The 25473-nt window shown below is 45.9% G+C and carries 18 protein-coding genes; 13 read left to right on the forward strand and 5 right to left on the reverse strand.

What is annotated here, in order from left to right; genetic code table 11:
* The first annotated feature begins 134 nt into the window (after positions 1 to 134).
* The 6 genes from KOE27_RS19600 (at position 135) to KOE27_RS19625 (ending at position 7709) form a co-directional block, all read left to right on the forward strand.
* Complete coding sequence (locus KOE27_RS19600; protein ID WP_215240499.1) at positions 135 to 1253, forward strand: FIST signal transduction protein; 1119 nt, start codon at positions 135 to 137, stop codon at positions 1251 to 1253.
* A gap of 5 nt (positions 1254 to 1258) precedes the next feature.
* Positions 1259 to 2962: a sensor histidine kinase gene (locus KOE27_RS19605; protein ID WP_215240500.1), complete on the forward strand. Its 1704-nt coding sequence runs from the start codon at positions 1259 to 1261 to the stop codon at positions 2960 to 2962.
* Positions 2963 to 3001: 39 nt separating this feature from the next.
* Positions 3002 to 3433 (forward strand): response regulator, encoded by a 432-nt coding sequence (locus KOE27_RS19610; RefSeq protein ID WP_215240501.1) that lies wholly within the window; start codon positions 3002 to 3004, stop codon positions 3431 to 3433.
* 31 nt (positions 3434 to 3464) lie between these two features.
* Positions 3465 to 5435, forward strand: a complete 1971-nt coding sequence (locus KOE27_RS19615) for a response regulator (protein ID WP_215240502.1) — start codon at positions 3465 to 3467, stop codon at positions 5433 to 5435.
* Positions 5436 to 5683: 248 nt separating this feature from the next.
* A complete protein-coding gene (locus KOE27_RS19620; protein ID WP_215240503.1) occupies positions 5684 to 6943 on the forward strand; it encodes a putative DNA modification/repair radical SAM protein in 1260 nt (419 codons plus the stop codon).
* Positions 6912 to 7709 carry a TIGR03915 family putative DNA repair protein gene (locus KOE27_RS19625; RefSeq protein WP_215240504.1) on the forward strand — a complete coding sequence of 266 codons (798 nt, stop codon included), beginning with the start codon at positions 6912 to 6914 and terminating at the stop codon, positions 7707 to 7709. The genes KOE27_RS19620 and KOE27_RS19625 overlap by 32 nt, the downstream gene beginning before the upstream one ends.
* A gap of 27 nt (positions 7710 to 7736) precedes the next feature.
* Here KOE27_RS19625 and pdeM read toward each other — a convergent pair whose 3' ends face one another.
* From pdeM to KOE27_RS19645, 4 genes are all read right to left on the reverse strand, one after another.
* On the reverse strand, positions 7737 to 8381 hold the full coding sequence (gene pdeM / locus KOE27_RS19630) for a ligase-associated DNA damage response endonuclease PdeM (protein WP_215240505.1): 645 nt from the start codon (positions 8379 to 8381) through the stop codon (positions 7737 to 7739).
* The gene (locus KOE27_RS19635; protein ID WP_215240506.1) at positions 8371 to 10833 is read right to left on the reverse strand and encodes a ligase-associated DNA damage response DEXH box helicase; all 2463 of its coding nucleotides are present in this window, start codon (positions 10831 to 10833) and stop codon (positions 8371 to 8373) included. The genes pdeM and KOE27_RS19635 overlap by 11 nt, the downstream gene beginning before the upstream one ends.
* A 108-nt stretch (positions 10834 to 10941) precedes the next feature.
* Positions 10942 to 12540 (reverse strand): ATP-dependent DNA ligase, encoded by a 1599-nt coding sequence (locus KOE27_RS19640; RefSeq protein WP_215240507.1) that lies wholly within the window; start codon positions 12538 to 12540, stop codon positions 10942 to 10944.
* Positions 12541 to 12598: 58 nt separating this feature from the next.
* On the reverse strand, positions 12599 to 13651 hold the full coding sequence (locus KOE27_RS19645; RefSeq protein ID WP_215240508.1) for a ligase-associated DNA damage response exonuclease: 1053 nt from the start codon (positions 13649 to 13651) through the stop codon (positions 12599 to 12601).
* Between the two features lie 138 nt (positions 13652 to 13789).
* On the opposite strand from KOE27_RS19645, the gene KOE27_RS19650 reads away from it, so the two are divergent.
* Positions 13790 to 14188, forward strand: a complete 399-nt coding sequence (locus tag KOE27_RS19650) for a DUF5618 family protein (RefSeq protein WP_215240509.1) — start codon at positions 13790 to 13792, stop codon at positions 14186 to 14188.
* 6 nt (positions 14189 to 14194) lie between these two features.
* Here the strand turns inward: KOE27_RS19650 and KOE27_RS19655 are convergent, their stop codons facing one another.
* Positions 14195 to 14560, reverse strand: a complete 366-nt coding sequence (locus KOE27_RS19655) for a VOC family protein (RefSeq protein ID WP_215240510.1) — start codon at positions 14558 to 14560, stop codon at positions 14195 to 14197.
* A 177-nt stretch (positions 14561 to 14737) separates the two neighbouring features.
* Here KOE27_RS19655 and KOE27_RS19660 point away from each other — a divergent pair, with 177 nt between their 5' ends.
* The 6 genes from KOE27_RS19660 to KOE27_RS29675 all read left to right on the forward strand — a co-directional run bounded on the left by KOE27_RS19660 (position 14738) and on the right by KOE27_RS29675 (position 25458).
* Positions 14738 to 15913 carry an ABC transporter substrate-binding protein gene (locus KOE27_RS19660; RefSeq protein ID WP_215240511.1) on the forward strand — a complete coding sequence of 392 codons (1176 nt, stop codon included), beginning with the start codon at positions 14738 to 14740 and terminating at the stop codon, positions 15911 to 15913.
* 9 nt (positions 15914 to 15922) lie between these two features.
* Entirely contained in the window at positions 15923 to 16981 is a 1059-nt protein-coding gene (locus tag KOE27_RS19665) for an iron ABC transporter permease (protein WP_215240512.1), read from the forward strand.
* Positions 16982 to 17052: 71 nt separating this feature from the next.
* A complete protein-coding gene (locus tag KOE27_RS19670; protein WP_229252842.1) occupies positions 17053 to 18009 on the forward strand; it encodes an ABC transporter ATP-binding protein in 957 nt (318 codons plus the stop codon).
* Positions 18010 to 18102: 93 nt separating this feature from the next.
* Positions 18103 to 20070, forward strand: coding sequence for an ArnT family glycosyltransferase (locus tag KOE27_RS19675; protein WP_215240513.1), 1968 nt, complete (start codon positions 18103 to 18105; stop codon positions 20068 to 20070).
* 164 nt (positions 20071 to 20234) lie between these two features.
* A complete protein-coding gene (locus KOE27_RS19680; protein WP_215240514.1) occupies positions 20235 to 22283 on the forward strand; it encodes a DUF5723 family protein in 2049 nt (682 codons plus the stop codon).
* Positions 22284 to 22296: 13 nt separating this feature from the next.
* Positions 22297 to 25458, forward strand: coding sequence for an OmpA family protein (locus tag KOE27_RS29675; RefSeq protein ID WP_229252843.1), 3162 nt, complete (start codon positions 22297 to 22299; stop codon positions 25456 to 25458).
* The last annotated feature ends 15 nt before the right edge of the window (positions 25459 to 25473 follow it).

Here is a 25473-nt window from a genome sequence, read left to right on the forward strand (position 1 = left end):
CCTACAAATTCCTTGTAAAACTTTAATAATTCTACGTTTAATGAAGTATTAACCTGACAGGTATTTGATTCTTCCATTAAGTTTTTTTGTATCTTGTTTGCCAAAACCGTTTTGACCTAAACTTTTCTCACATCATGAAAATAGAGCAGCTAGTCTACTCTGCGGATGTTCCGTTCGGTGAATTTTCTGTGACACCGACACTGCTTTTCATTTTTGGCAACCGGGAACTCCTGGAAACCGGAGTGCTCACCAACGAACTGGCCAGCAAATACCCCAATGCAGTTTTTGCAGGCTGCTCCACCGCCGGAGAAATTGCGAAGGAATCGGTCAAAGACAACAGCATTGTTGTCACCGCTATTGAATTTGAAAAAACGACCGTTCAAACTTCTAAAATAGCCCTCGACGAAATTAATTTCAGCAGTAGCGAAGCGGGAAAAAAACTTGTCTCTCAGCTTCCCGTAGAAGGCCTGCGCCACGTTGTGGTACTCTCGGACGGCCTGAAAGTCAATGGAACTGATCTGGTGAAGGGCATGCAAGAAGCGCTTGCCGATGACGTTACATTGACCGGAGGATTGGCGGGCGATGGCCCACATTTTGAAAAAACAGTAATAGTTGAACCTGACGGGAAAGTTGCAACGGAGAGTATCATGGCTGTTGGCTTCTACGGCCCGGCGCTGTCCATCAGCTTTGGATCAAGGGGAGGATGGGACAGCTTTGGCCTCGACAGAATGGTAACCCGTTCAAAAGAAAATATCCTTTATGAAATAGATGGACAGCCGGCTTTGGATTTGTATAAATCGTTTCTGGGAGACAAGGCCCGGGAACTTCCCGCATCGGGGTTGTTATTTCCGCTGAGCATGCGCGACAAGGAAGACCGGACACCTGTGGTAAGGACGATTCTTGGCATTAATGAAGAAGAAAAAAGCCTCACTTTTGCAGGGGATATCCCACAGGGTTCCTTTGTAAAGCTTATGAAGGCCAATAACGACAGGCTGATCAACGGGGCCGAGGAGGCAGCGGAAGTAGCAGCGGAAGGAATGGACAATCCCGAATTTGCTTTGCTGGTAAGTTGTGTAGGCCGTAAACTGGTGCTGAAACAAATGATAGAAGAGGAGGTGGAAAGTGTATCGCAGGTACTGGGAAAACCGGCTATAACCGGGTTTTACTCTTATGGCGAACTGGCTCCCTTCAGCCGTGATACCAGTTGCGAACTACACAACCAAACGATGACTATTACTACATTTAGAGAATAACTAAAATGTTAACCTTAGATCCGACAGATACCAATTTTCATCGTCTTCTTAAACGGCAAATACGAAAATCACTCCCTCCAGAACTTGCGGAAAACCCTGCATTACAGGACTTTCTGACATCCGTCAACCAGGCTTACATAGAATATCAGGATGATATCGCGAGAGTAGAGCATATCCTTGAGCAGAGTTCCGGCGAGCTGTTCAAGGCCAATAAGGAACTGACGCGTATCGCCGAGGAAAAAACACAGGAAGCCGCCATTACCAGCAAAAGGCTTGAAGAAGTGGTTGGCAGTATTTCAGAGGTTTTGGTTCAGCTGGACCGAGAGGGGCACATCAGATACCTGAACAACGCCTGGGAAGTTGTCACGGGATATACAGTTGAAGAAAGCCTTAATAAAAAATGGGTGGATTTCCCTTTACCTGATGAATCACTGAGTAAGATACAATCCATTTTTGAATCTGAATTACAGAACGTTGACGAAACCATCAGGATACTGACAGCCGATCATACCGAGAAGTGGCTGGGCGTATCGCTGAGCCACCACATATCACCGGATAATCAACTCGTCGGATATATAGGCACACTGGTAGATATTACCTCCCGCAAGGAACAGGAAGCTGAGATCAATCGGCTGGTAGAATGGCTTAACGAATCCGGCGAAGCGGTGCAGGTATCGGATGAAAACGGGGTGATACTTTTTGTGAATCATGAAGCAGCCCGTCGCCTCGGCAAAACCAGAGACGAAATTATTGGATCTAATGTCAGTGAAATAGAGAAAATTTTCGAAGAAGCGGGAGAGTGGGAAACTTACCTGCAAAACCTGCGGAATACCTCCAAAATGATCCTCAGTGGGGTGCATACCCGAAAAGACGGCAGTACCTTCCCGGTAGAGACCAGTGTTAAATACTATGAAAATAATAACCAGGGATATGTTCTGTCATTCATAAGAGATATAACCGAGCGGGTGGAAGCTGATAAAAAGCTGAAAGCCTATACCCGTGACCTGGAGCGAATCAACGCCGAGCTAGACCAGTTTGCCTATGTTGTAAGCCATGACCTGAAAGCACCTTTAAGGGCCATCAATAATCTTTCGGAATGGATTGAAGAGGATCTGGAAGATATGCTGGGGGGCGATACCAAGGACCAGTTCAGGCTGCTCCGGGGACGAGTGCACCGGATGGAAGGGCTCATCAACGGCATATTGTCCTATTCCAGAGCTGGCAGGATTAAGACTAATAAGGAAAAATTTATGGTCAAACCTCTGGTCGACGACCTGTGCGAGACGCTGGCGCCGAGAAAGTTCATCCGGTTTGATGTGGAAGGAGATGAGGCACTGGAAATATTTTCTGAAAAAATAGCACTTCAGCAAATCCTGCAGAACCTTATCTCTAACGGAATAAAGTACAACGACAAAGAAAATATAGCCATTTCGATTGGCTGGACAGAAACGTCGGACACGGTTGAGTTCTATGTTAAGGATAACGGACCAGGTATCAGCCCCGAATTCCATGAAAGGATCTTCGTCATTTTCCAGACTCTCCAGTCACGCGATGAAGTGGAAAGTACCGGTGTTGGCCTGGCCATTGTGAAAAAAATCGTGCAGGAAAAAGGCGGAATCATCCGCATCCAGTCCGAAATGGGCAAGTACACGACTTTCTATTTCACCTGGCCGAAAAATGAGTTAAAAGAAGCAGAATCCCAACAATAACCCACCGTATATCAGATTGAAAATTTAAATAAAAAGAAAATGTTCACTACAAATCTTGTTCCGATGACCATCCTATTAGTAGAAGACGATGAAGTCGATATTATGAATGTTAAGCGGGCCTTTAAAAAAAATAATATTTCCAATCCGCTGCAAATCGCTCATAATGGCCTGGAAGCGCTGGAAGTCCTGCGCGCTCCTGCTACAGACATACCCAAACCGAAAATTGTATTGCTGGACCTCAATATGCCACGTATGGGCGGAATAGAATTTTTGAGGGAGATCCGGCAAGACCCAGAACTCAGCACATTGTCTGTTTTTGTTATGACAACTTCCAACGAAGATGGTGACAAAATAGATGCATTCAATCTGAACGTTGCAGGGTATATACTCAAGCCGCTTTCAATGGATCGTTTCATTGCGGCAGTATCCACACTGAACAGTTACTGGACACTCTGTGAATATCCTGAATAATTATGCTCAAACTGTCTTTCGGTAATACCTTATGACACCCTTTACGTTGCTGCTTGTCGAAGATGATCACATTGATGCAATGGAATTCAGGCGAGCTATCAAAAAAAGCCATATCGCTATTGAGGAGATCAGAGTATGTAAATATGCCGAAGAAGCCCTTCAAGTACTGGAAACCTGGGTTCCAAGTTGCGTTTTTATTGATTATCAACTCCCTAAAACCAACGGACTTGAACTGCTCAGGAAGATAAAAAGCGCCGCACCGCAGCTTCCGGTGATCATCCTTACCTCGCACGGTGATGAAAAGATCGCCGTGGAGATGATGAAGGCAGGCGCGATGGATTACATCCCCAAGTCGGAAGTAAATGCTGAAAAACTTTCCAAAATGTTCCATACCATGGAACGTATGAGGGAGGTAGAAAAGCAGCGGCAGCAAGCCCGGCAGGAACTTGCCGAGAAAGAGGAATTCATTGACAAAGTTGCTTTACTTTCTCCCAATATCATTTATGTCATTGACATAGAAAAATGGACTAACATTTTTCACAACAAGCAAATATGGACGATACTGGGTTACAACAGCAACGAGCTATCTGATAACGATAAAAATATTTTTTCCCTGATTATCGACAATCAGGACAAAATGCTTTTCCAGAAACATTATCATTTTATCAGACATTCTCTTCAGGATGGCGAAGTATTGGAAAAGGAATTCAGACTCAAACACCGGGATGGTTCCGAAGTCTGGATTATTACACGGGAAGTACCCTTCCGGCGCAGCGAGAATGGCGAGGTGAAAGAGGTTTTAGGAACAGCCATTGACATCACCAACCGAAAAATGGCCGAACGGGAGCTGATACAGGCAAAAAAAGATGCCGAGCAGGCTGCAAAGATCAAGTCAGACTTCCTATCTACCATGAGCCACGAAATCCGTACGCCCATGAATGCGATCATCGGATTTACCGACCTGCTGCTGACCGGTAATTTATCTGTGCAAGACAAACAGCACCTTAATACAATCAAATATTCTGCTGATAACCTGATGGTTATCCTGAACGACATTCTGGATATATCAAAGATCGAAGCAGGGAAGTTCAGTCTGGAAAATTTCGAATTCGACCTGCGCGAGAAACTGGGCTTCCTCTACAGGACTTTCGAGCTTAAAGCGTTGGAAAAGGGTATCAAACTTATATTTGATATTGATGAGAACATTCCGGAAATACTGATTGGAGATGCCTATCGCCTGAATCAGATTCTGATTAACCTGCTTGGGAATGCCCTTAAGTTTACGTCCGAAGGTTTTGTCAATCTTTCGGTGCTGCTGACAGACGAATCCGAAGAGGAAATTCATTTAAAAATCAGCGTCCGAGACTCCGGTATAGGAATATCCGAGGACAATCTGAGCCTCATTTTCGAAAGTTTTTCCCAGGCACACAATAACAATGCATCCAAGTATTTTGGCGGCACTGGCCTTGGCCTGAGTATCACCCGCAAAATTACCGAGCTCATGCAGGGTGAAATCACCGCTGAAAGTGAGCTGGGCGTGGGCAGTAATTTTTGCGTATCGCTTCCCTTCAAAAAAGGATTGCCTGCACCTGCTGCTGACTCCGCCAATAAAAACGCTCCTTTTTCCCTTCAAGGTTACAGTGTGATAGCAGCTGACGATATTTTAGCTAATCAGCTTTTACTCAGGCATTTGTTAAAAAAATGGGATGCCGATTTCCAGATCTGCAGCAATGGGAAGGAAATGCTGGACGCGCTGAAACTGCGCTCCTATGACCTCATACTCATGGATTTGCAAATGCCCGTCATGGATGGTATTACCACCATGCAGGTCATCCGTGAGTCCTTTCCCGGGCTGGCTGCAACGCCTGTTATTGCTTTCACAGCGGATACGTTTGCGCAAACGACCCAGGAGATCATAGATTGCCATTTCGATGATTTTGTGACAAAACCTTTCAAAATTGATGAGCTTAGCTCGGTGATTCGCAAACAACTCGCTTTGTAAAAAACCCATTGAGACCTCCGGAATTTCGGCCGCCATTACAAGTTAGTGGTGGCTTTTTATTTTCGGATATTCCATGCATGACAACAAATAAGGGTATCCGGAAAAATAGGTACCAATGAAATGGCAAAGAATAACTTCCTGCCGTCGGAAAAATTTAGAATCCAACGGGATTAATTATCAAAAGTATCAAACAATGACTACTTTTATGATATTAAAAATATCATTTAAAAGATATCCGTGGAAGAGGTATGTCGGAACGACTTCATGAAAAACTTCAGATTCTTGCAGACGCAGCTAAGTATGACGTATCCTGTTCGTCCAGTGGGAGCAACAGAACAAATCATAATAAAGGCCTAGGAGAGGCAACCGGAAGCGGCATCTGCCATACCTATACAGAAGACGGCCGCTGTGTTTCGCTTCTTAAAATTCTGCTCACCAATCACTGCATTTTTGATTGTGCCTACTGTGTCACCCGAAAAAGTAATGACATCAAAAGGGCCGCATTTTCGGTTCAGGAGGTGGTGGATCTCACTATGAATTTCTATCGAAGAAATTATATTGAAGGATTGTTTCTCAGCTCCGGTATCTTCAAAAATGCCGATTTCACGATGGAACGGCTGGTTTCCGTTGCCAAAAAATTACGTACAGAGAATAAGTTCAATGGTTATATCCACCTCAAAACCATCCCCGGAGCCAGTGATGAGCTGATGCATGAGGCCGGATTATATGCAGACCGGCTCAGTGTTAATATTGAGATTCCAACAGAAAGCGGACTTAAACTGCTGGCTCCTGACAAGAATATCAAAGACATGATTGAACCGATGAATTACCTGAAAAAGGAAATCATCCGGACAAAGGAGGAGTCCCGGATCTTCAAGTCTGCACCACTTTTTGCGCCAGCAGGGCAAAGTACGCAAATGATCATCGGGGCGAGTGGCGAGAGTGATAAAGATATTATGCATACAGCGCATAAATTCTACACAGGCTTTAATCTGAAAAGGGTTTATTATTCAGGTTATGTACCCATCAGTAACGATACTCGCCTGCCAGGGCTTGGCAGCGAGGTACCCGTTTTAAGAGAGAACAGATTATACCAGACCGACTGGCTGATGCGGTTCTATGGATTCCAGGTACAGGAACTGCTCAATGAAAAATACCCGAATCTTGATCCTGAAATTGATCCTAAGCTGAGCTGGGCTTTAAGAAACATGGGTTACTTTCCTGTAGACATTAATACTGCTGATTTACAACTCATTCTGCGGGTTCCGGGAATAGGGCTGCAATCGGCACAGAAAATAATAGGTGCCAGGCGTTTCAACCGTCTGGGTTGGGATCATCTCAAAAAAATAGGTATTGCGGTCAACCGGGCAAAGTACTTTATCATTTGTAACAGCCCGGCAGCAGACCGTAAAGACTATACCGAAGCCAAAATCCGACAGTTTATTCTCAGCGAGTCACGAAGCAAGTTCTTGAAAAATGGAGGCCGTCAATACAATCTATTCGGGTAGGCCTGTCGCCGTTTGTTACGACGGCACCTGGCCAGGTTTGCTCACTGCCGTTTTTGAAACTTTCGCAAAAAAATGGCAGGTAACTTCCTTTCAGGTGCACGGCAGGGAATGCCAAACGAATTTCCTTGCTGAAAAGGCAGACGTTATTTCCGATGACGAAAAAGCAGCAAGGGTGTGGCAAGGGCTCCGCCGAAAAGTACCTTCGGAGAATTGTATACAGTTGTACCGCTGCTTTTTATCGGAAATGAAGGGAGTGGAGCTTACCATACTTTCATGTGTACAATTTTATTTCTCCGGGGCAGAATCTCCGCACCAGGCATACGGACATCCTGATGTGCTGAAAATAAACCAGATTTCTAAAATGGTATACCGGGAAAAACACCGGATGGAAGCCTTCGTAAGGTTCCAGCGTACTTCGGACGACCTCTATTATGCCGTTATCGAGCCCGATTTTGATGTAATACCACTCCTAAGCAAGCATTTTGAAGAACGCTATGCAGATCAAAACTGGCTGATTTATGATATCAGACGTAAGTATGGGATTTATTATGATCAGGAAAAAGTATCGGAAATAATACTGGATCTCAAACAGGAAACCCATACTTCCTGCAACTTCCGGAATATACTTCACGATTCGGAACCGTTGTACCAGGGATTGTGGAAAGATTATTTCAAACATGTAAATATTCCCTCGCGCCGGAACATCAAATTACATTTGCAACACGTCCCTAAACGATACTGGAAGCATCTGGTCGAAAAAAAATAAGACATGGATGACGATACAACAAGAGACTCACAAACCCAGCGGGAAAATTTTGTGCTCCGTTAACAGATATATCTGCCTTTCGGCGGTCATTTCTACGCCAAACCCTCCTGTAAAAACACCGAAACTGGGAACAATAGCCTGATGCGGATCCACCACAAAACAAGGCAGCCTCAAACTTTGCCTTCCCTTTCCATACGTTTTAAATACCGGATGAACATGCCCGGCAAATACAAATTTTCCAGGGTCAGGCTCTAATTTTGGATGATGGGTAAAGACAAAATTGTCCTCTTCGTAATCGCTTTTGTAAACCTGTAAATCTGTTTCAAGAAACATGCTCAGCGGGAGAATATCATGATTCCCCACCACAATAATCATTTCAATATAATGATGCTCAGCCCTCCATAACCGGAAGGTATCCCATTCGGAATTGTACTGGCTATGAAACAGATCTCCCAGGAAAATAATACGGCCTGCTCCGGTATGATGTACGATCTCATTAAGCCGGTCGAAATTATTGTCTGCTGCAAGGTTTGGAATGGCAATTCCTTCCTTTCTAAAATGAGTGATTTTCCCCAGATGCAGATCTCCGATCAGTAGTGTCTGTGTCTCTTCCCAAAATATGGCCCTTTGTGTCAGTAGTAAAAAGTGATTCCCTTTAATTTCAATCTGCATTACTGTATTGATTTATCATTTTCCGGACGCGGTCTTCCAGCTTTTCCGAGGTTAACTGTTCGCGCAGCCTGTCCACCATGATAGGGAACGAAAACGGCGTGGGCTTTTTCGTTTTTTTGATGATTATTTTTTGCGTGGCGATTCTGGCCAGGGCGGTACGCATCCTAACTTCTTCCAGCTGGTAGGTGAGCACTTCCTGATATGCCTGTTTGATCAGCAAATTATTATCTTCATATTTACTCATCACCGTAAACAGCAGTGAGGTAGAAGCCTGTAACTGTCTTGTTTTCATATACTTACCAGGATACCCCTGAAACATCAGTCCGGCAATAGCTGCTATTTCCCTGAATTTGCGTTTCGCCATCTCAGTAGCATTCACACTTTGGTATATATCATCAACCAGGTGATCCATTGAGAAAAGGTCCGTCTGCGCCATGATCTTTTCCATATCCACATACTGGTCGCTCAGCAACTCAAATCCATAGTCATTCATCGCCACGGAAAAGGTAATCGGCGATAATTTACTGATCCTGTAAGCAAGGATGATAGACATTCCTTCATGTACCAGGCGGCCTTCAAAGGGGAAAATAAAGATATGATGCCCTTCCCTGGTCTCACATTGTTCAATCAGCAGCTCTGAGGTCTGAGGGATAAGGGATAGTTCGTTCTGTAGCGCCAGCAAAGGCTTAAGTTTCGCCAATTCCCTTTCTTTCAGCGGATTTTCAATGGCATCTGATAGCCGGTCACGTATAAAAGCCGACAGCTGCGAGGATAACGGCATCCTTCCGCCCGCCCATCTTACCAAAAATCCTTTTTTTCCCTCGGCCTTTTTTACTGTGACGGTCATTTCATGAATGCGTACGAATTCCACACTCATCCCCGCGAAGAAAAACACATCTCCTGCCTTCATCCTGGTAACGAAAGATTCTTCCACCGAGCCGAGGTACTTCCCATGCTGAAATTTGACTTTCAAAGCCGTATCTGAAACAATAGTACCCATGCTCAACAGGTGGCGGTGCGCCGTCCGCCGACTGCTTACGACATAACGCCCATTCAGATGCTCCACTTTTTTGTATTCGTCGTAAACAGTCAGAGACGGACTTCCCGTGGTGATATACCCCAGCAGCCACTCCCACTCCTGGCGGTTGATCAGCTGATAGCCGTAACAATTGCGGACTTCTTCATACAGTTGCTTTTCTTCAAAACCTTCCCCCACCGCCAGGGTGATCATCCACTGCGCCAGTACGTCAAAAGCATGAATGACCGGTGGGCGGTCTTCGATAATTTGTTTGTCAACCCCGTCGCGCAGGGAAACGGCCTCAATGAGTTCCAGAGCGTTCGTCGGGCAGAAGTAAATCTTGCTGGCTACTCCGGGCCGGTGCCCACTTCTTCCCGCCCGCTGGATAAAACGCGCAATACTTTTGGGACTACCTACCTGAATAACAGTATCTACCGGCCTGAAATCCACACCCAAATCCAAACTTGCGGTACAGATAACCAGTTTCAGCCTTTCTTCATGCAAAGCTTCTTCCACCCAATCCCTAATTTCCCTGTCCAGTGATGCATGATGCAGCGCCATGATCCCCGCAAATTCCGGGTATTTTTCAATAATTGTCCTGTACCAGATTTCCGTCTGCGAGCGGGTATTGGTAAAAATCAAAGTGGTTTGGCTCCTGTTAACGATTTCCACCACCTTATCCACCAGCCTGATCCCCATGTATCCTGCCCACGGAAGTGTTTCCACCTTTTCGGGAATAATGCTTTCGACCAGAATTTTCTTATCCGTATTGGCTTTAATGATTACAGAATCCTCCGCATTGAAACGCATCCCCAGCAACACCTGCTTGGCCTCTTCCAGATTACCTATCGTTGCGGATATCCCCCAGGTTTGCAAAGCCGGATTGATACTTCTTAACCTGGCCAGCGCGAGTTCTGTTTGCGTTCCCCGTTTGCTGCCCATCAGTTCATGCCATTCATCCACGACCACCGTATGCAAGTTCTTAAAAACTTCCGAACTGTTTTTTTGCGCGAATAATATGTGCAGGCTTTCCGGGGTAATCAGCAGTGCTTCCGGCATTTGCTTTTTCTGACTGGCCCTTTCCCTGGTGCCCGTATCACCGGTACGAATCCCTACCCGCAGCGTAAGGTTCATTTCCAACGCCGCCATTTCCATATTCCTGAACAAGTCCTTGGATAACGCACGCAAAGGTGTAACCCACAAAATTTGCAGGCCCTTGCTTTTTTTTGAAGGACTCCCGGACAAAGAATTGATGTAACGGATCAAGATCGGTATCCATAGAGAATAGGTCTTGCCGCTTCCGGTAGGAGCATTAACGATACCGCTTTTCCCCGCAAGATATGCCGCGGCCGCCTCTTTCTGAAAGGCTGCCCATTTCCAGTTTTTTTGCTTAAACCACTGTTCTGCAGCGATATGTCCGCGGGATTTTGCCAATTGGTTCTAAATAATTGTTTGTCAGATCAGTTTTAACCTGAGATACAAAATTGATCGGCCGTAAAACTCCGGCCAGCTTCTCTTCTTTTTTACACTCCGTATTCCCCGCTAGGTATACATTTTCAAAATCCCTTTTAAACTTTCCAGCGTATCGGCCTCTGCTGCCTTTTTATCCTTCCTCCATTTAAGTATTCTCGGGAAGCGTACTGCAATTCCGGACTTATGCCGGGTGGAGGCATTGATCCCCTCAAAACCAATTTCAAATACGAGCTCAGGTTTCACGGTACGCACCGGTCCAAATTTCTCGAGTATATTACGTTTTATAAAGTAGTCCACCTGTCCGATCTCCGCGTCGGTAAGCCCCGAATACGCCTTGGCAAAAGGAACAAGTTTACCATCTTCACCCCATACGGCAAAAGTATAATCGGTAAAAAGCTCTGCTCGGCGTCCTGAGCCTTTCTGAGCATAAATCAAAACGGCGTCCACACTCAGCGGATCAATTTTCCATTTCCACCAGTCTCCCTTCTTGCGGCCAACCTGGTACGTACTGTTTTTCCGTTTAATCATAAAACCTTCCGCGATATTCTCCCGAGAGGCCGGATGCAACACCTGTAGTTCCTGCCATTCCCGAAAATCGACCAGGGGAGAAAGATTAAATACGCCCTGCACGGGCATATTCCTGTGAATTTCTTCCAGCTGCGCCCGCCTTTGCTGCTGGGTAAGATGGCGGATATCCACCCCGTTGGCTTCCATTACGTCATACGCTATAAATGCTATGGGTGCTTCTTCCAATACTTTTTTGGAGAGGTTTTTCCTGCCGATCCTGGTCTGCAATATGCTAAAAGGCATAGGTTTATTATCCTGATAACTCACAATCTCACCGTCCAGAACCGTACCACTTGGCAATAGGGAACTCAAAAAATGAAGTTCCGGAAACTTGTCTGTAGACAGCTCCTCCCCCCTGGTCCAGATAAACAATTCATTATTCCGGTAAATGATTTGAGAACGGATACCGTCCCATTTCCATTCCGCCAACCAGTCTTCCGGATTTCCCAGTCCCGAAACCTCCCCTTCAATCGGATAGGCCAGGAAAAACGGGTAAGGTCTGGACGCATGATCGTTTTCACCCTCATCCAGTATCAGCTTTTCAAAAGTAGTTTCCAGCGGATGCCACTGCCCCATTACCCGGTGCGCTATGACATTGGCTTCGGTGGCAGTGGCTTCGGCCAGAGCCCGTATGACCAGCGTTTGTGAAACCCCTATACGAAAACTTCCCATGAGTAATTTATTGAAAACAAAGGTTTCGTGCTGTGACAGCTGCTTCCAGGCCTGAAGAATATGGTTTTGCTTTTCCGCATCCGTCATTCCCGGCAGCAGACCAAGATAACGAAACCAATCGGTTAAGGACCTGTCCGAGCCACGAGAACTATTTGCTGGAAGAATCAGGGAAATAGTTTCCCCCAGATCGCCCACGCTATGATAACTTTCCTGAAACAGCCACATTGGAATACTTGCTTCTGCCGCTGCCCATTCCTTCACCTGGGTCCGGTTCACCTTAAAAGAAGGCCTCCGGCCAGTGAATAGAGCCAACGCCCACATTTTATCTTCATCGAGTGCGGTAAGAAAATAATTTTTCATCAACTCAACCTTGGCATTGGTTTTGTTCGTCCGGTCAAGATCCATGAAAAGCTCAGCAAATTGTTTCATTTTTTTAAAGCTATTACAGTCAGCTGTTTATCCCGAAAAAAGAACGCTCCTATCACCTTTATTCCTTTTCTTCCCTCTCCTCCTCACTCCCCCCTTCGGTTTTGGATGTATCCTCCTCTTCCTCGTTCCCGTACATCGTACTCACTTCCCCGGCTTCAATCCCGTTTTCGTTCAGCCAACGGGAAAAAATACTGGTATATCCATGGGTTACAAATACCTTTTCAGCCTCCGATTCTTTTACAGCCTTATTCAGATCCGGCCAGTCGGCATGGTCACTGAGCACAAAACCCTGATCCACCGCCCGCCTGTTTTTGGCTCCACGCAACGCCATCCAGCCCGAGCAATACCCAAGCGAATAAGGGTTAAATTTCCTGATCCAGGTACTGCCGTCCACAGAAGGCGGCGCCAAAACCAATGCGCCCCTAAACAATTTTTTATCTGTGTCTTTGGTGACCAGCGTAAGTTCCGGCAAATCATACCCTGCTTGCCGCAGTCTTTCGTTCAGCATGTAAATGGCCCCGTGAGCATATACCTGCTGGCCGTCGAGATGAATACCTTTCAGTATCCGTTGCATTTTACCGAGTGCATAACCCATTAATATGCTCGTTTTATCTTCCCGTTTGTTCTGTGCCCACCAATGATCTATTTCCGAAAAAATTTCTCCCTGAGGCTTCCACTTATAAACTGGTAACCCAAAGGTCGACTCCGTAATAAACACATTACATTTTACCGGTTCAAAAGGTGCGGAGAAGGTATCGTCTTCCAACTTATAATCACCACTTGCCACCCACACCTCACCTTTATATTCCACTCTCACCTGTGCCGAACCTATGATGTGCCCGGCAGGATGCAATGAAAAAGTCACGCCGTTCATCACAAATTTTTCGCCATAGGACACTGTTTGCAGAGAGATTTCAGCCCCGAGTCGTAATCGCAAAATAGCTTCACTATCCTTGTGGGCAAGGTAATGCCTGCTTCCCCAGCGTGCATGGTCACTATGCGCATGGGTTATGATCGCACGGTCGACGGGTATCCATGGGTCAATGTGCACATTTGCCTGGGCACAATAGATACTCTTTCCTGTAAACTGTAAAAGTGGCTTTTTAGGCATATCCAGAAAAATAACAAAAGTGTGCCAATTAATAAATGATCAACCTGCTCCTGGAAGTTGCAATTAATGTTATTTTTGAGATGACTTTTTAATAAATCTGAGTCAAACCATTAAACAACCACCAGCATCTGTTTGACCATGACCCGAAAAATTCCTGAGACTACTTTTTCACCTGCTACAGAAGCCGAAAGATACCTTCAGAACGCAAAACAAATCCTTCGTGAAAAAGCGGGTAAAAAGGATGGATTGTATGCAGATGTTAAATATGTTAAAATGGCCGCCGGAACGGCTTATTCCGCAGCGCTGCTCATTCTTGATGCCTATCTGAAACAGAAAGAAGGGGATAAATTCACCAAACCCAAGAGCATTGAAGATTACAGCAACCGGATCAGGAAATACGACAAAAAGCTTCTGTCTCTCCTGGCAGATGTTTATGACGAGCTTCACCTCGCAGGTTATTATCACGGCACCCGGTCAGTTAATACCATACAGACAGGCCTGAACAATGTTTCAATCATGCTCACTTATATACGGTAGCATCTGCTAGTCGAATCGGGAAGGCACCTGGCATCCAAAAGTGAGTATATTACCATCCGGGTCAGTCGTTTCAAATTCCCTCATGCCATATTCTAAATTTGCCGGTGAAGACAGGGGCTGTAATCCCCGTGCCCGAATAGCCGCATAATAGCTATCTACTTCATCAAGAACAATATAAATATGCCCGCGGCCCGTTCTGTCTGCCCTGAATTTATTGGAGGTGAGATGTAAGAAAACCATTCCATCCTTTTTCACTCCTATATAGTCGTCAATCATAAAGTCAATTTCGAACCCTAAGCCTGTTGTATAAAAGCCAATTGCCACCTCAAGATCTTTCACATTAAAGATCGAGGCCACAGATAAGTATCTCATGGATAAAAAATTTAGAATCACTTTGTAAATACACCAACCAGGGCATTGGCGATTTATTGTATTTACTATCTTAACAAAAATTAAACCACGCCATTTGTCAGCATTTAGCAACGGCTTTCAAGTCAATTCTTACTACTTTTGCCCCTGTCAGGATTTACAGAATGAGAGAATGATTCAATGAAGGAATATAAAACCCGCACGGCTCTGCTACTGCTGTACCTTTATCTGGTTGCCGGATGCTATACAAGTACAAAAGAAAATACAGAACGGACATCTGCTTCATCACCAACCAATTACAAGAATCAGGTCAGAATTAAACATGCAAAAGGCTTCACGGTCCAGTACCATGATCACTACAAAATTGTCAACATCATAAATCCTTTCAGTTCATCTGCTGATAGCTCCGGATACCTGCTTCTGGAACGGGGAACGGATCGCCCCACAGGGTATGAAAAACATCAGTTGATAGAAATACCCATACGCAGTATGGTGGCTATGTCCTCCATGCACATTGGCTTGCTTGGGTTTCTGGATGCGGAACAGGTCCTTACCGGACTGGGAGATCTGCAATATGTCTTCTCTCCTGAGGTAATCAAAATGATTGATTCCGGAAAAATTACACAGATAGGCAGAAACCAGGGTATCAATGCGGAAAAACTGATCTCCCTACACCCCGATTTGGTGATGGATATGGGAAGCCCGGCAGGCCAAACAGATCAGCACCCCGTTCTGCTGCAAGCCGGCATACCTGTACTGACAAATTCGGAATGGGTTGAAACTTCTCCGCTGGCCCGTGCGGAATGGGTAAAGCTGCTGGCAGTGCTTCTGAATAAGGAAGAATTGGCAAACGCCAGATTCGATCGGATTGAAAAAGAGTATAAACGCCTGGTATCTCTTGCAAAAAATGCTACAGATAAGCCCGGCATACTCTCAGGCCTGAACACTAAAGATGTTTGGTTTATGCCAACCGGCGATAATTTCATGTCTGTTTTTTTTGAAGATGCGGGGGGCAATTATCCATGGAAAAATACCCACGGCACCGGAAGTTTAACTTTGAATTTTGAAACCGTATATCCCGAGGCCCTGCTGGCTGATTTTTGGCTGAACGTCGGATTCAGTAACCAGGATACCCGAAACAGCATTCTGCAACAGGATACCCGGTATTCTGATTTCCGGGCATTTAAAAAAGGACAGATGTACAGCTACAATAACCGGGTAAACGGCCGCGGGGCCAACGATTTTTTTGAATCGGGTGTTGTTGCTCCAGAAGTTGTTCTGGCCGACCTGATTCGCATACTTCATCCCGACCTGCTTCCGGAACACGAATTGGTCTATTACCGGCAACTAAAATAACGATTTTTCATGCCAGATTTCAAGGACAACATTTTAACTGCAGGCTACCAGCGCTCGCTCCTTGGCGTATTGCTTGCCGCATCAATAATCTGTTTTGTTTCTGATATTATGCTGGGCTCCGTTAAAATACCCTTTCAGGAAGTGATTAAAATCGTGTTTGGCCACGAATCTTCGGACCGGGCCTGGCTGTTAATCATTGAAAAAATCAGGATACCCAAAGCGGTAACGGCTGTGCTGGCCGGTTGCGGCCTTTCTGTGAGCGGACTACAGATGCAGACCTTATTTAAAAATCCGCTCGCCGGTCCATCGGAGCTTGGTATCACAGCCGGAGCAGGACTGGGTGTTGCCATCATCATGCTTGGGGGCGGCGCGGGAATTCAGGCCATCCGGGAACTCGGTATTTCGGGGAGCTGGCTGGTGATTGTGATGGCATCTCTGGGTTCAGGACTGGTACTTTGCGTTATCCTGCTCATTGCAGGACGAATCCGAGACCACGTTATCTTGCTGATCGTAGGAATAATGATTGGTGCTATCACACTTTCCATCATCAGTATCTGGCAGTATTACAGCCAGCCCGAACAACTTCAGGAATACATTATGTGGACCTTCGGCTCTCTCGGGGGTGTACTTGGGTATCAGCTCTACGTACTGTCCGGAGTTGTTATAACCGGCCTGGTACTTGCCTTTATTTCCTCCAAAGCTCTCAACGCTTTATTGCTGGGGGAAAATTATGCCCGAACCATGGGGCTTACAGTCTGGCGGTCCAGGTTCATGATTTTATCGGTAACCAGCATACTGACGGGAAGCATCACTGCCTTTTGCGGCCCCATCGGTTTTGTGGGAATTGCTGTCCCCCACATTACCCGCTCCCTGTTAAAAACCTCCGACCACCGCATGCTCATCCCGGGATGCTGCCTGGTTTCAACCATACTGATGCTGCTTTGCGATATCCTGGCCCAGATGCCGGGAAAAGATACTGTGCTTCCCATCAACATTGTAACTTCGTTGTTAGGAGCGCCGGTGGTGATCTGGGTAATTGTAGGTTATCACAGGCGATCCTATTCATGATGCACAACCAGCCCTCACTATTGCATACCACTTCACTTTCAGTGGGTTATATCAGATCTAACAAACCCGGCATGCCAATACTGCAAAACCTGGATCTGAACCTGCACCCCGGGCAACTGGTGTGCCTCCTGGGCGCCAACGGAACTGGCAAATCCACACTTATACGAACACTGGCCGGGCTTCAGCAACCCGTTTCGGGAGAAATATTCATTGGAGAAACCAATTTAAAAACCATCAAACCAGAACTGCTGGCAAAAAAACTAAGCGTGGTTCTGACAGAGAAACCTGATCATAACAACCTTACTGTCAGAGAATTGGTAACTATCGGACGAACACCCCATACCGGATGGTTCGGTACTCTCAAGAAAAAGGATGATGAAAAGATACAATATGCCATGGAAATGGCCGGAGCCGGGGCATTCGCGGCAAGAAGACTCCATGAGCTAAGCGATGGGGAGCGCCAGAAAGTGATGCTTGCCAGGGCGCTGGCGCAGGATACCGATATGATTTTACTGGATGAACCCACAGCCCACCTGGATATCCCCAATCGGGTGGAAATGATGTATCTGCTTCACGCTCTGGCCCGAAAAACCAATAAGGCGATCTTACTCTCCACGCATGAACTGGACCTGGCGCTTCAGATAGCCGATCGTTTGTGGCTCATTGACAAAGCAAAACAATTAACAAGCGGCACACCGGAAGACCTAGTCTTAAACGGTACTTTTGGAAACGCCTTCACCAAAATCGGCTTACATTTTGACCCGCTCAAAGGTACCTTTGGCCTGCAGCCTCCCGCCTACGGTCTCCATATTTTTGTTACGGGTGATCCAGTTCCTGTTCACTGGACCGTGCATGCGCTAAGCAAAGAAAATATCGGACGATCAACCGAGCACACGCACCGATATTCAATCACTGTTGAGAACAAAACCGGCGAATTTACCTGGATTTTAAAATGGAATGAAGTGGTAACTACACACCGTTCCATCGAATCACTGGTGGAAGAAGTAAAGAAAATGAGAACCCGTTGATTTTATTAACCGGTAGTTAATTAAAGTTGTTTTCCCCGGTAAATTAGATAATTTTGAAGAATATTAGCCCATGTAAATCTGTTTTTGCTTATCATGATATTATTGATCCCTCTTGCTTTTTGGCTGAGCACGATTAATTTATATTATAGTTTCGAAATAAAGTCGCTACGCAAATCAGTTCTTGCGGCGATTACATTCCTTTTTTTCTTCATAGGTACCTCCACCGAAGTATTGAGTTTTTCCGGCCTCATTTCTTCCCGAGGAATTGCTGTGGCCTGGGCGCTATTGAATGCCGGGCTGCTCGCCTGGTTTCTGACATTAAGAAGAATCGGCTCCGTAAATTTTGCCCTCTTTCTCTCAGCAGCTCTCCGCGCCGCAAGGCAATTCTTCAAAACGCTGGGGATCTACCCCTCTCTCATCCTGAGTACCCTCATGGGGGCAACGCTGGTTGTTGCCCTGGTAGCACCGCCCAACAACCTGGATTCTCTGAGTTACCATCTGAGTAGGCTGGGATACTGGATACAAAACGGGAATGTGGAACATTACGCTTCGCACATCGAACGTTCCATTTCATTTAGTCCCTTTTCGGAATACGTTCATCTGCATACTTTTCTTTTAAGCGACAGCGAACGTTACTTTCAGATACTGCAATGGGTATGCCTGGCAGGGATACTCGTGCAGGTTTCCTTGCTCGTAGAGCTATTTTCCAAATCCCGTCGGGCCCTGGGCCTTGCTCTTTGTTATGCTGCTACCATCCCAATCGTCATTCTGGAATCGATGACCACACAAAATGACCTGGTGGTTTCCTTTTTTATTGTCTCCACTGCTCATTATGTGTTTGCATATGTCCGGCAATCAGACAATAAAATGCTTGTTTGGCTCGTCCTCGCCATCGCTTTGGGCATCCAGACCAAAGGTACATTTGTTTTTTACGTGTTGCCATTTGGTATTTATCTTTTTGTAATGATGGTCAGGAACAAATCATGGCTTACGCTCCTCAGGTTCGGCACCGGCGTAGTGATGGTCACGCTGCTACTGAACCTCCCCTTCTGGTATCGGACCCACCAGGTCTACGGCAGTCCATTAGGTACTGTTTCCAATGGCAATAAAAACCATACGGATAGCCCGCAGAAATTCATTTCGTCCACTTCAAAACACATTTTTTTACATCTCGGGTTTATATCCCCACAAAATAAGTACAACAATTGGCTTGAAGGCAACCTGGTAAGTTTTCATCACTGGCTCGGAATACCTATGCAAGATACTGGTGCACAAAGTTTTAAGATGAACAAGCTCAACTTCAATGAGGATTTTGCGCAGAACTTCCTGGCCATGTGGCTGATCCTCTTTTCTGGGCTACTTCTACCTTTCATTAGAAAATCCTGGAATTTCCTGCTCTATTATGCTCTTGTCATTCTTGGATTTCTGGTATTCTGTTTTTTCATTGGTTATCAACATTATGGTTCACGGCTCCACATGCCCTTTTTCCTGCTTGCTGCACCAGCAATTGGGCTCATATACGGAAGCTCCGTTATCCTGATTCAGAGAATACTTCTTACTGTATTATGGCTTCAGGCCATGCCATTTGCGTTGTTAAGCGTAACACATCCGCTGCTTTCAACAAAATGGTTTTTTGAAGAAGTTTTCCCTTCGGTCAATAAGTCACTTCACCTTTCTATTAATACGGATAATATCTACAACCTGAAACAGGAAAGTATCCTTTTTGCCTCAGCAGGCGAAATCATGTGGAGAGATGAATGGGCTCAGATGCAGTCCCTTACGCGGTTTATAGATTCCATCCATGCCCGAAATATCGGATTCGATTTTACAGAAGCAAGTTATGACTATGCTTTTCAATATAGCCTCCGGCGACCCGGGCGGCATTTTGAGCATGTCCTGGTAGAAAACCCCTCCCGATCTCTTGAAAAGCAGTCGTTCATTCCGGATTGTATCATTTCAGAAAAAACCAAACAGCCTTATTTGACCTGCCGCGGCAATGCGTATCACCTTGGCTGGTTAGAGGGCAACAGAGCCGTTTATGTTCGGGTAAAACCGCTGTAATACCACCTCCGTTTACACCGGACAAATACCTGCAAAAAACCGCCTTTTCCCCGTATTTAAGCATTAATACCCAAAACCGCACATCAGGCACCTTTAAAATGGTAACCAGATGCATCATTTTATTTATATTAGAACTTCGTTTAACATGGCTCCGAATACATTCTATGCGTAAAATTTTACTCTTCTTTTTTCTTTCAGCTTCCTTTTCGTACGGTCAAAGCATGAATGGCTTACAGCTGGATAATTATGCGGGTGTGCATTCCGTTTACCTCAATCCAAGTGCCATTGCAAGTTCTCACTGGAAGGCCCATCTGAATGTTGGTTTTGGTTCTTTTATGGCTTCTACCAACCGGCTTTCACAGGAAACAGTTTTATTTTCCGGTAAGTCTTATAAAATAGACGATACAAAGTACGGAGTCATCCAGAATGAACTCAGAGGCCCTGGAGTGATGGTTCAGCTAAGAAACAATCATGCGCTTGCCATCACTACCAGATACCGAAGTGCACAGTCATTTACCGGAAATTATCAGGTGGTGGACTGGCTGAGGGGCGATGTCAAAGAATTGACAGACATGGCTGGCAGCATAAACCTGAAAAACGAAGCATTTTCAGAATATGCGGTTTCCTATGCCGCTCCCGTCTATGAAAAAGACAAGCATTTTTTGAAAGTTGGTGCAACGTTCAAGCTACTTTACGGATGGCAAACCGCCTCCATTCAGAGTGCAGGAAGTTTTCAGTCCGGTACCTCTGGAACGGCTATCTACAATGCCACCGGATTCCAGGGCCACCATTCCGACCTTGCTTTCACTTCCGACCTGAAAATAGCTGAGGCTTTGAAGGGAAGTACGCCAGGAAAAGGCAGTGGGATAGATATCGGGGTTACCTATGAATACCGTCCCAATGCTGAAGGCAATCAGTATCTGCTGAATGGGAAAAACAGGTTTGACCCCACCGTAGCCAATTATCTTGTGAAGGCCGGTATTTCGGTAACTGACATTGGCAAGATCAATTACAATAAGACAGCTAATTATGCCGCAACAACGCTTTCCGGCAATTTTGACCCGCTTTCATATCAGGGGCTTAAAAGTTCACAAGATTTTCACAATCAGCTTGCTAATGACCTTGGTCTGGAAGGTAAAGCAACAGAAAGAAAAATTACTGTTAAACTTCCTCAAGTCATTACCATTCAGGCCGACGTTAATCTTGGTAAAGGGTTATTCGTAGGCGGGGTCTGGATCCTCCCCAAAGCCAAGTCTATCGAAAACCTCCGTACGTCTTCTGTAATTTCAATAGGCCCCAGATACGAAAAGAATGATTTCGGGTTTAGCCTGACGGGCCAGTACTACGGTACTTTCAAAAGGGCAGCTATCGGCACTAATCTGAGACTGGGTATCGTGACGCTCGGAACGGACAATCTGCTTGGCCTCTTTAAGAAAAACGGCCTGAATCCGCATGTTTATGCCGGTTTTTTTATCCCGTTAGGAAAGTGGACCAGAGAAAAAGATGATGATCAGGACAATGTTTCCAACAGACTTGACCAGTGCCCTGATATAGCGGGCCTTTGGGCTTTTAAAGGATGCCCTGATACCGATGGCGATGGCATTGAAGACCGTTTCGACAAATGTCCCGAAGAGGCCGGTCCCAAAGAAACAAACGGCTGTCCCGATTCGGACAAGGACGGTATTTTTGACAAAAACGATGCCTGCCCTCATGAAGCCGGACTTGCCAGATTCAATGGATGCCCGGACACTGATAACGACGGAGTGCCCAATCATGAAGACGAATGTCCGCAGCTGGCCGGAGCACCGGAGCTTGGAGGCTGCCCGGATACGGACAAAGACGGAATTAAAGACAGCCAGGACAAATGCAAGGACGCTGCTGGTCTGAAGGAATTGGACGGCTGTCCTCTGATTAACCTCACACAAAATCTGGCGCAATCGGCCGATAAGGAGCTCACGGCCCGTATTGCGAAAGCACTTGAAAGCTCCCCAAGCCTTCCAGAAAACCTGAAAAATGATTTAAATGCCTGGTTTACAAAACATCCGAACGGCAGTGTGAAACTGACATTTTCCGGAACCGACCAGGAGATGATTTTGAGGATTGCTGGTTATTATAAAGATGAACTGACCACCCTGGTCGGCAACCGCGTTACAGCAGCGGTGGCCATCACACAGGCTGGCACCGTAGGATTAAAAACCGAACTAGTACCTTAAATACCATGATGCCGTGATAAAAAAACTGCTCTTCGTGTTGGTACTGACGTGTTATTGGATCCCCGGTTTTGGTCAGGCCCGCAAGCGGCTCCCCGACCCTGTTAACCTGCGTGACCATATTGAATATGCTCCGTCACTGAGCGCCGATGGCCGCACGTTGATATTTCAGTCCAGCAGGTACGGACTCTATGTGAATGCCTCCGGGCGTGTGCCCGTCATCAATTCCGAAGGCCGCACTCAGAAAATTGAGGCGGGCGAGATGGTCGATTTTTTCGGGGTGTACGAAACCTCTCAGCATACCAGCGGGCAATGGTCACGCCCCGAGCCCATCATGAAGATCAACAAGTATGGAAGTGGCATGGCACCGGTCATTGGCGGCCCGAGTATCAGTTACGACGGCAATATGCTGTTTTATTTTGCCGATTACAATGATGCCAAAGAGGGTTTCGGAAGGGAGGATATATATTATTGCACACGGACAAAAAATGGCTGGAGTAACCCTGTTAATATCGGAGCAGAAATCAACTCACCTGGTTATGAAGGTTTTCCCAGTATCTCTCCGGATGGAAAAAGGCTGTATTTCATCAAGGACAACCTGGTAAAAAAAGCGGAGGGTGAACAACGTTGTTACCGTATCATGCGTGCTGACCTGGGTACCGATGGTAAATGGAAGCGACCCATTGAACTTCCTGCACCGGTGAATCTGGATTGCGAAAAAGCACCCCGGATTATGGCCGACGGCAAAACATTGGTTTATTCCTCCATCAAAAAAAAAGGAAAAGGAGATTTTGACCTTTATTATTCCCGTTTCCAGGATGACGGGAGCTGGTCTGAACCAGTACCGCTGGAGATGATCAATACCAAACGATCTGACCAGTCTGTTGCCATAGGACCATGCGGAGATTTGATGTATTACGTAAGCGATGGCGATATTTATACCTACGAGATTCCCGAAGCGCTTCGACCGTTCAAAATGGCTACCATCCAGGGCTTCGTGACAGATTCAATAACCGGAAGTCCGGTTAAAACCCGTGTCGTACTATCCGATGTTGTTACTTCCGCGGTGATTACGTCTATTGATACCAATCCTGAAGACGGACGGTTTACAATTCTGGCTCCTGTTACCGGAGAATATTCCGTTTCGGTAAATGAAAAGGATTATCGCCTCAAATCAGCTTTTGTCCGCAAATCCGAATATGAGGGATGTAAGGTTATAAACAGGAATTTAAAATTGAATCCGGTTAGAAATTCCGCACCCTTACGTCGCAATGACATCGCTATCCTGACAGAAGCTCCTAAAATAAAAGAACCGGAAACGACCGCGGCGCAGCCACAGGCCGCCGCAACAACTTCGGAAATGGTTGTATCGCCGCCAATTTCCTCCCCGGTTGTTGAAAAACTTACGGCTGAACAGCAAGCCGAAAAACGCATAAGCAAAACCGAAACGACCGATTCCACCAAAAAAATTGACATTCCACCTGTTGTTTCCTCCTCATTACCCACCAGATACGATATTGCGGTTCTGGTGCGGGATGCCGACAACAATACGGCTATACCGGATGCCCGGCTATCCTTTCAACTGGTTGACAAAGAGTTATCTTTCCATTCCGACAAGGATAGCTATTCGGCAAAGGCCGACCCCGGCAGTTCACTGACGATCCGGGCATCTGCCAAAAATTACCAGCCCGCAGAAATAAGGTTATCCGATCTTCGGGAAAACAAAAGGGTAGTGCTTAAACTCCTTGCATTAAAACCGTCTGTGGTCAAAATTTCGGTACTTGATTTTGTGACTGGCTTGCCTATCCCTGCCAGTATCAGCATCACATATCCTAACAACCTGCCAACCGAAAGCGCCTCCCTCAGGGACGGAAAAATGGAAAAGACTTTTACCAGTGAAGGTGAAATTGAAATCAGAGCATTTGCAGAAGGCTTTACTTCCATTTCTAAAAAAATTAAAATTGATATACTTCCCGGTGGAAAAATATATGAATTTGAAGCACGGTTAGACAAAATCACGTATTCGCTGGCTCTGAAAGTAATAGATGCCGAAACGGGACAAGTTCTTCCAAAAGCTACCTTTAACCTGAAAGACATGAGTAATAACACCGTACTCACTTTCGAAACAGAATCTGCAGGAGAAATACCTATTCAGGGAAAAGGGAAATACGAAATTTCATGCCTCGCCGACGGTTATAACCCGCACACCGTTCAGCTAAATATTGATAAGGAAAAGAATGAAGTACTTTTCAGGATTAACAAAACACCGAAAAAGGTTAAATACATTTCTGTTCGGGTGACAGACCGATACACCGGCGAAGAGCTTGCAGCTGCCATTACCACTCAGGAGGGAAAGTCCCTTTCTAACCAACAGCTTGCCGTTTACGAAGGTGACAAACCTGAACTGAATTTCCAGCCGCAGGGATATCGATCCGTTCACCATGTGGTATCACCGGAAGAAATCGCGACGGGAATCGTGCGGATAGGCATTGAAAAACAGATTTACGACTTTGATTTCAGAGCATTATCTCAGGCTAACAGACGGCCCGTAGCCGGTGCGCGTTTCAATATCACGGAGGCGGGTTCGGCAGAAAAAATAACGGTCCGGGTAACCGACGGTACCGTTTCTGCCCAGCTTTTGCCCGGAAGGAAGTATAAGCTAAATGTGATAGCAGAAGGTTTTGAACCATTCCAGCTTACTTTTGACCCCGCAGAGGCTCTTGGGGAAAAACAACCCAGTCAGGAATTATTACTCAAACCAGTGGCCGTTAAAATTGAATCCGTTGCCGCAGCGCCTGTCAAAGCCGTTGCAACGGAGGCGTTCGGGGAGTTAAAAAAAGGGAAATCCATTACTCTTAATAAAATTTTCTTTGACCAAAGCAGCCCTGTCCTGCGCACTGAGTCATATACCGAACTGGACAATCTTGCCAAAGTACTGAGTGACAACCCAACATTGCGGATAGAAATAAGAGGCCACACTGACAATACCGGAAACTTTGATGCCAATGTGAAACTATCCAGGGACCGTTGTGAGTCTGTTGTCAACTACCTGACAGAGAAGGGGATCACCAGGTCCCGCATGCAGTATGTAGGCAAGGGACCGGTTGACCCCGTTGCCCCGAATACGACGGAAGAGAACAAAAAGAAAAATCGCAGGGTAGAATTCATTGTCCTGTAAATGTAACGAATCCTT

The sequence above is a fragment of the Dyadobacter sp. CECT 9275 genome (assembly GCF_907164905.1).
Taxonomy (GTDB): Bacteria; Bacteroidota; Bacteroidia; order Cytophagales; family Spirosomataceae; genus Dyadobacter; species Dyadobacter helix.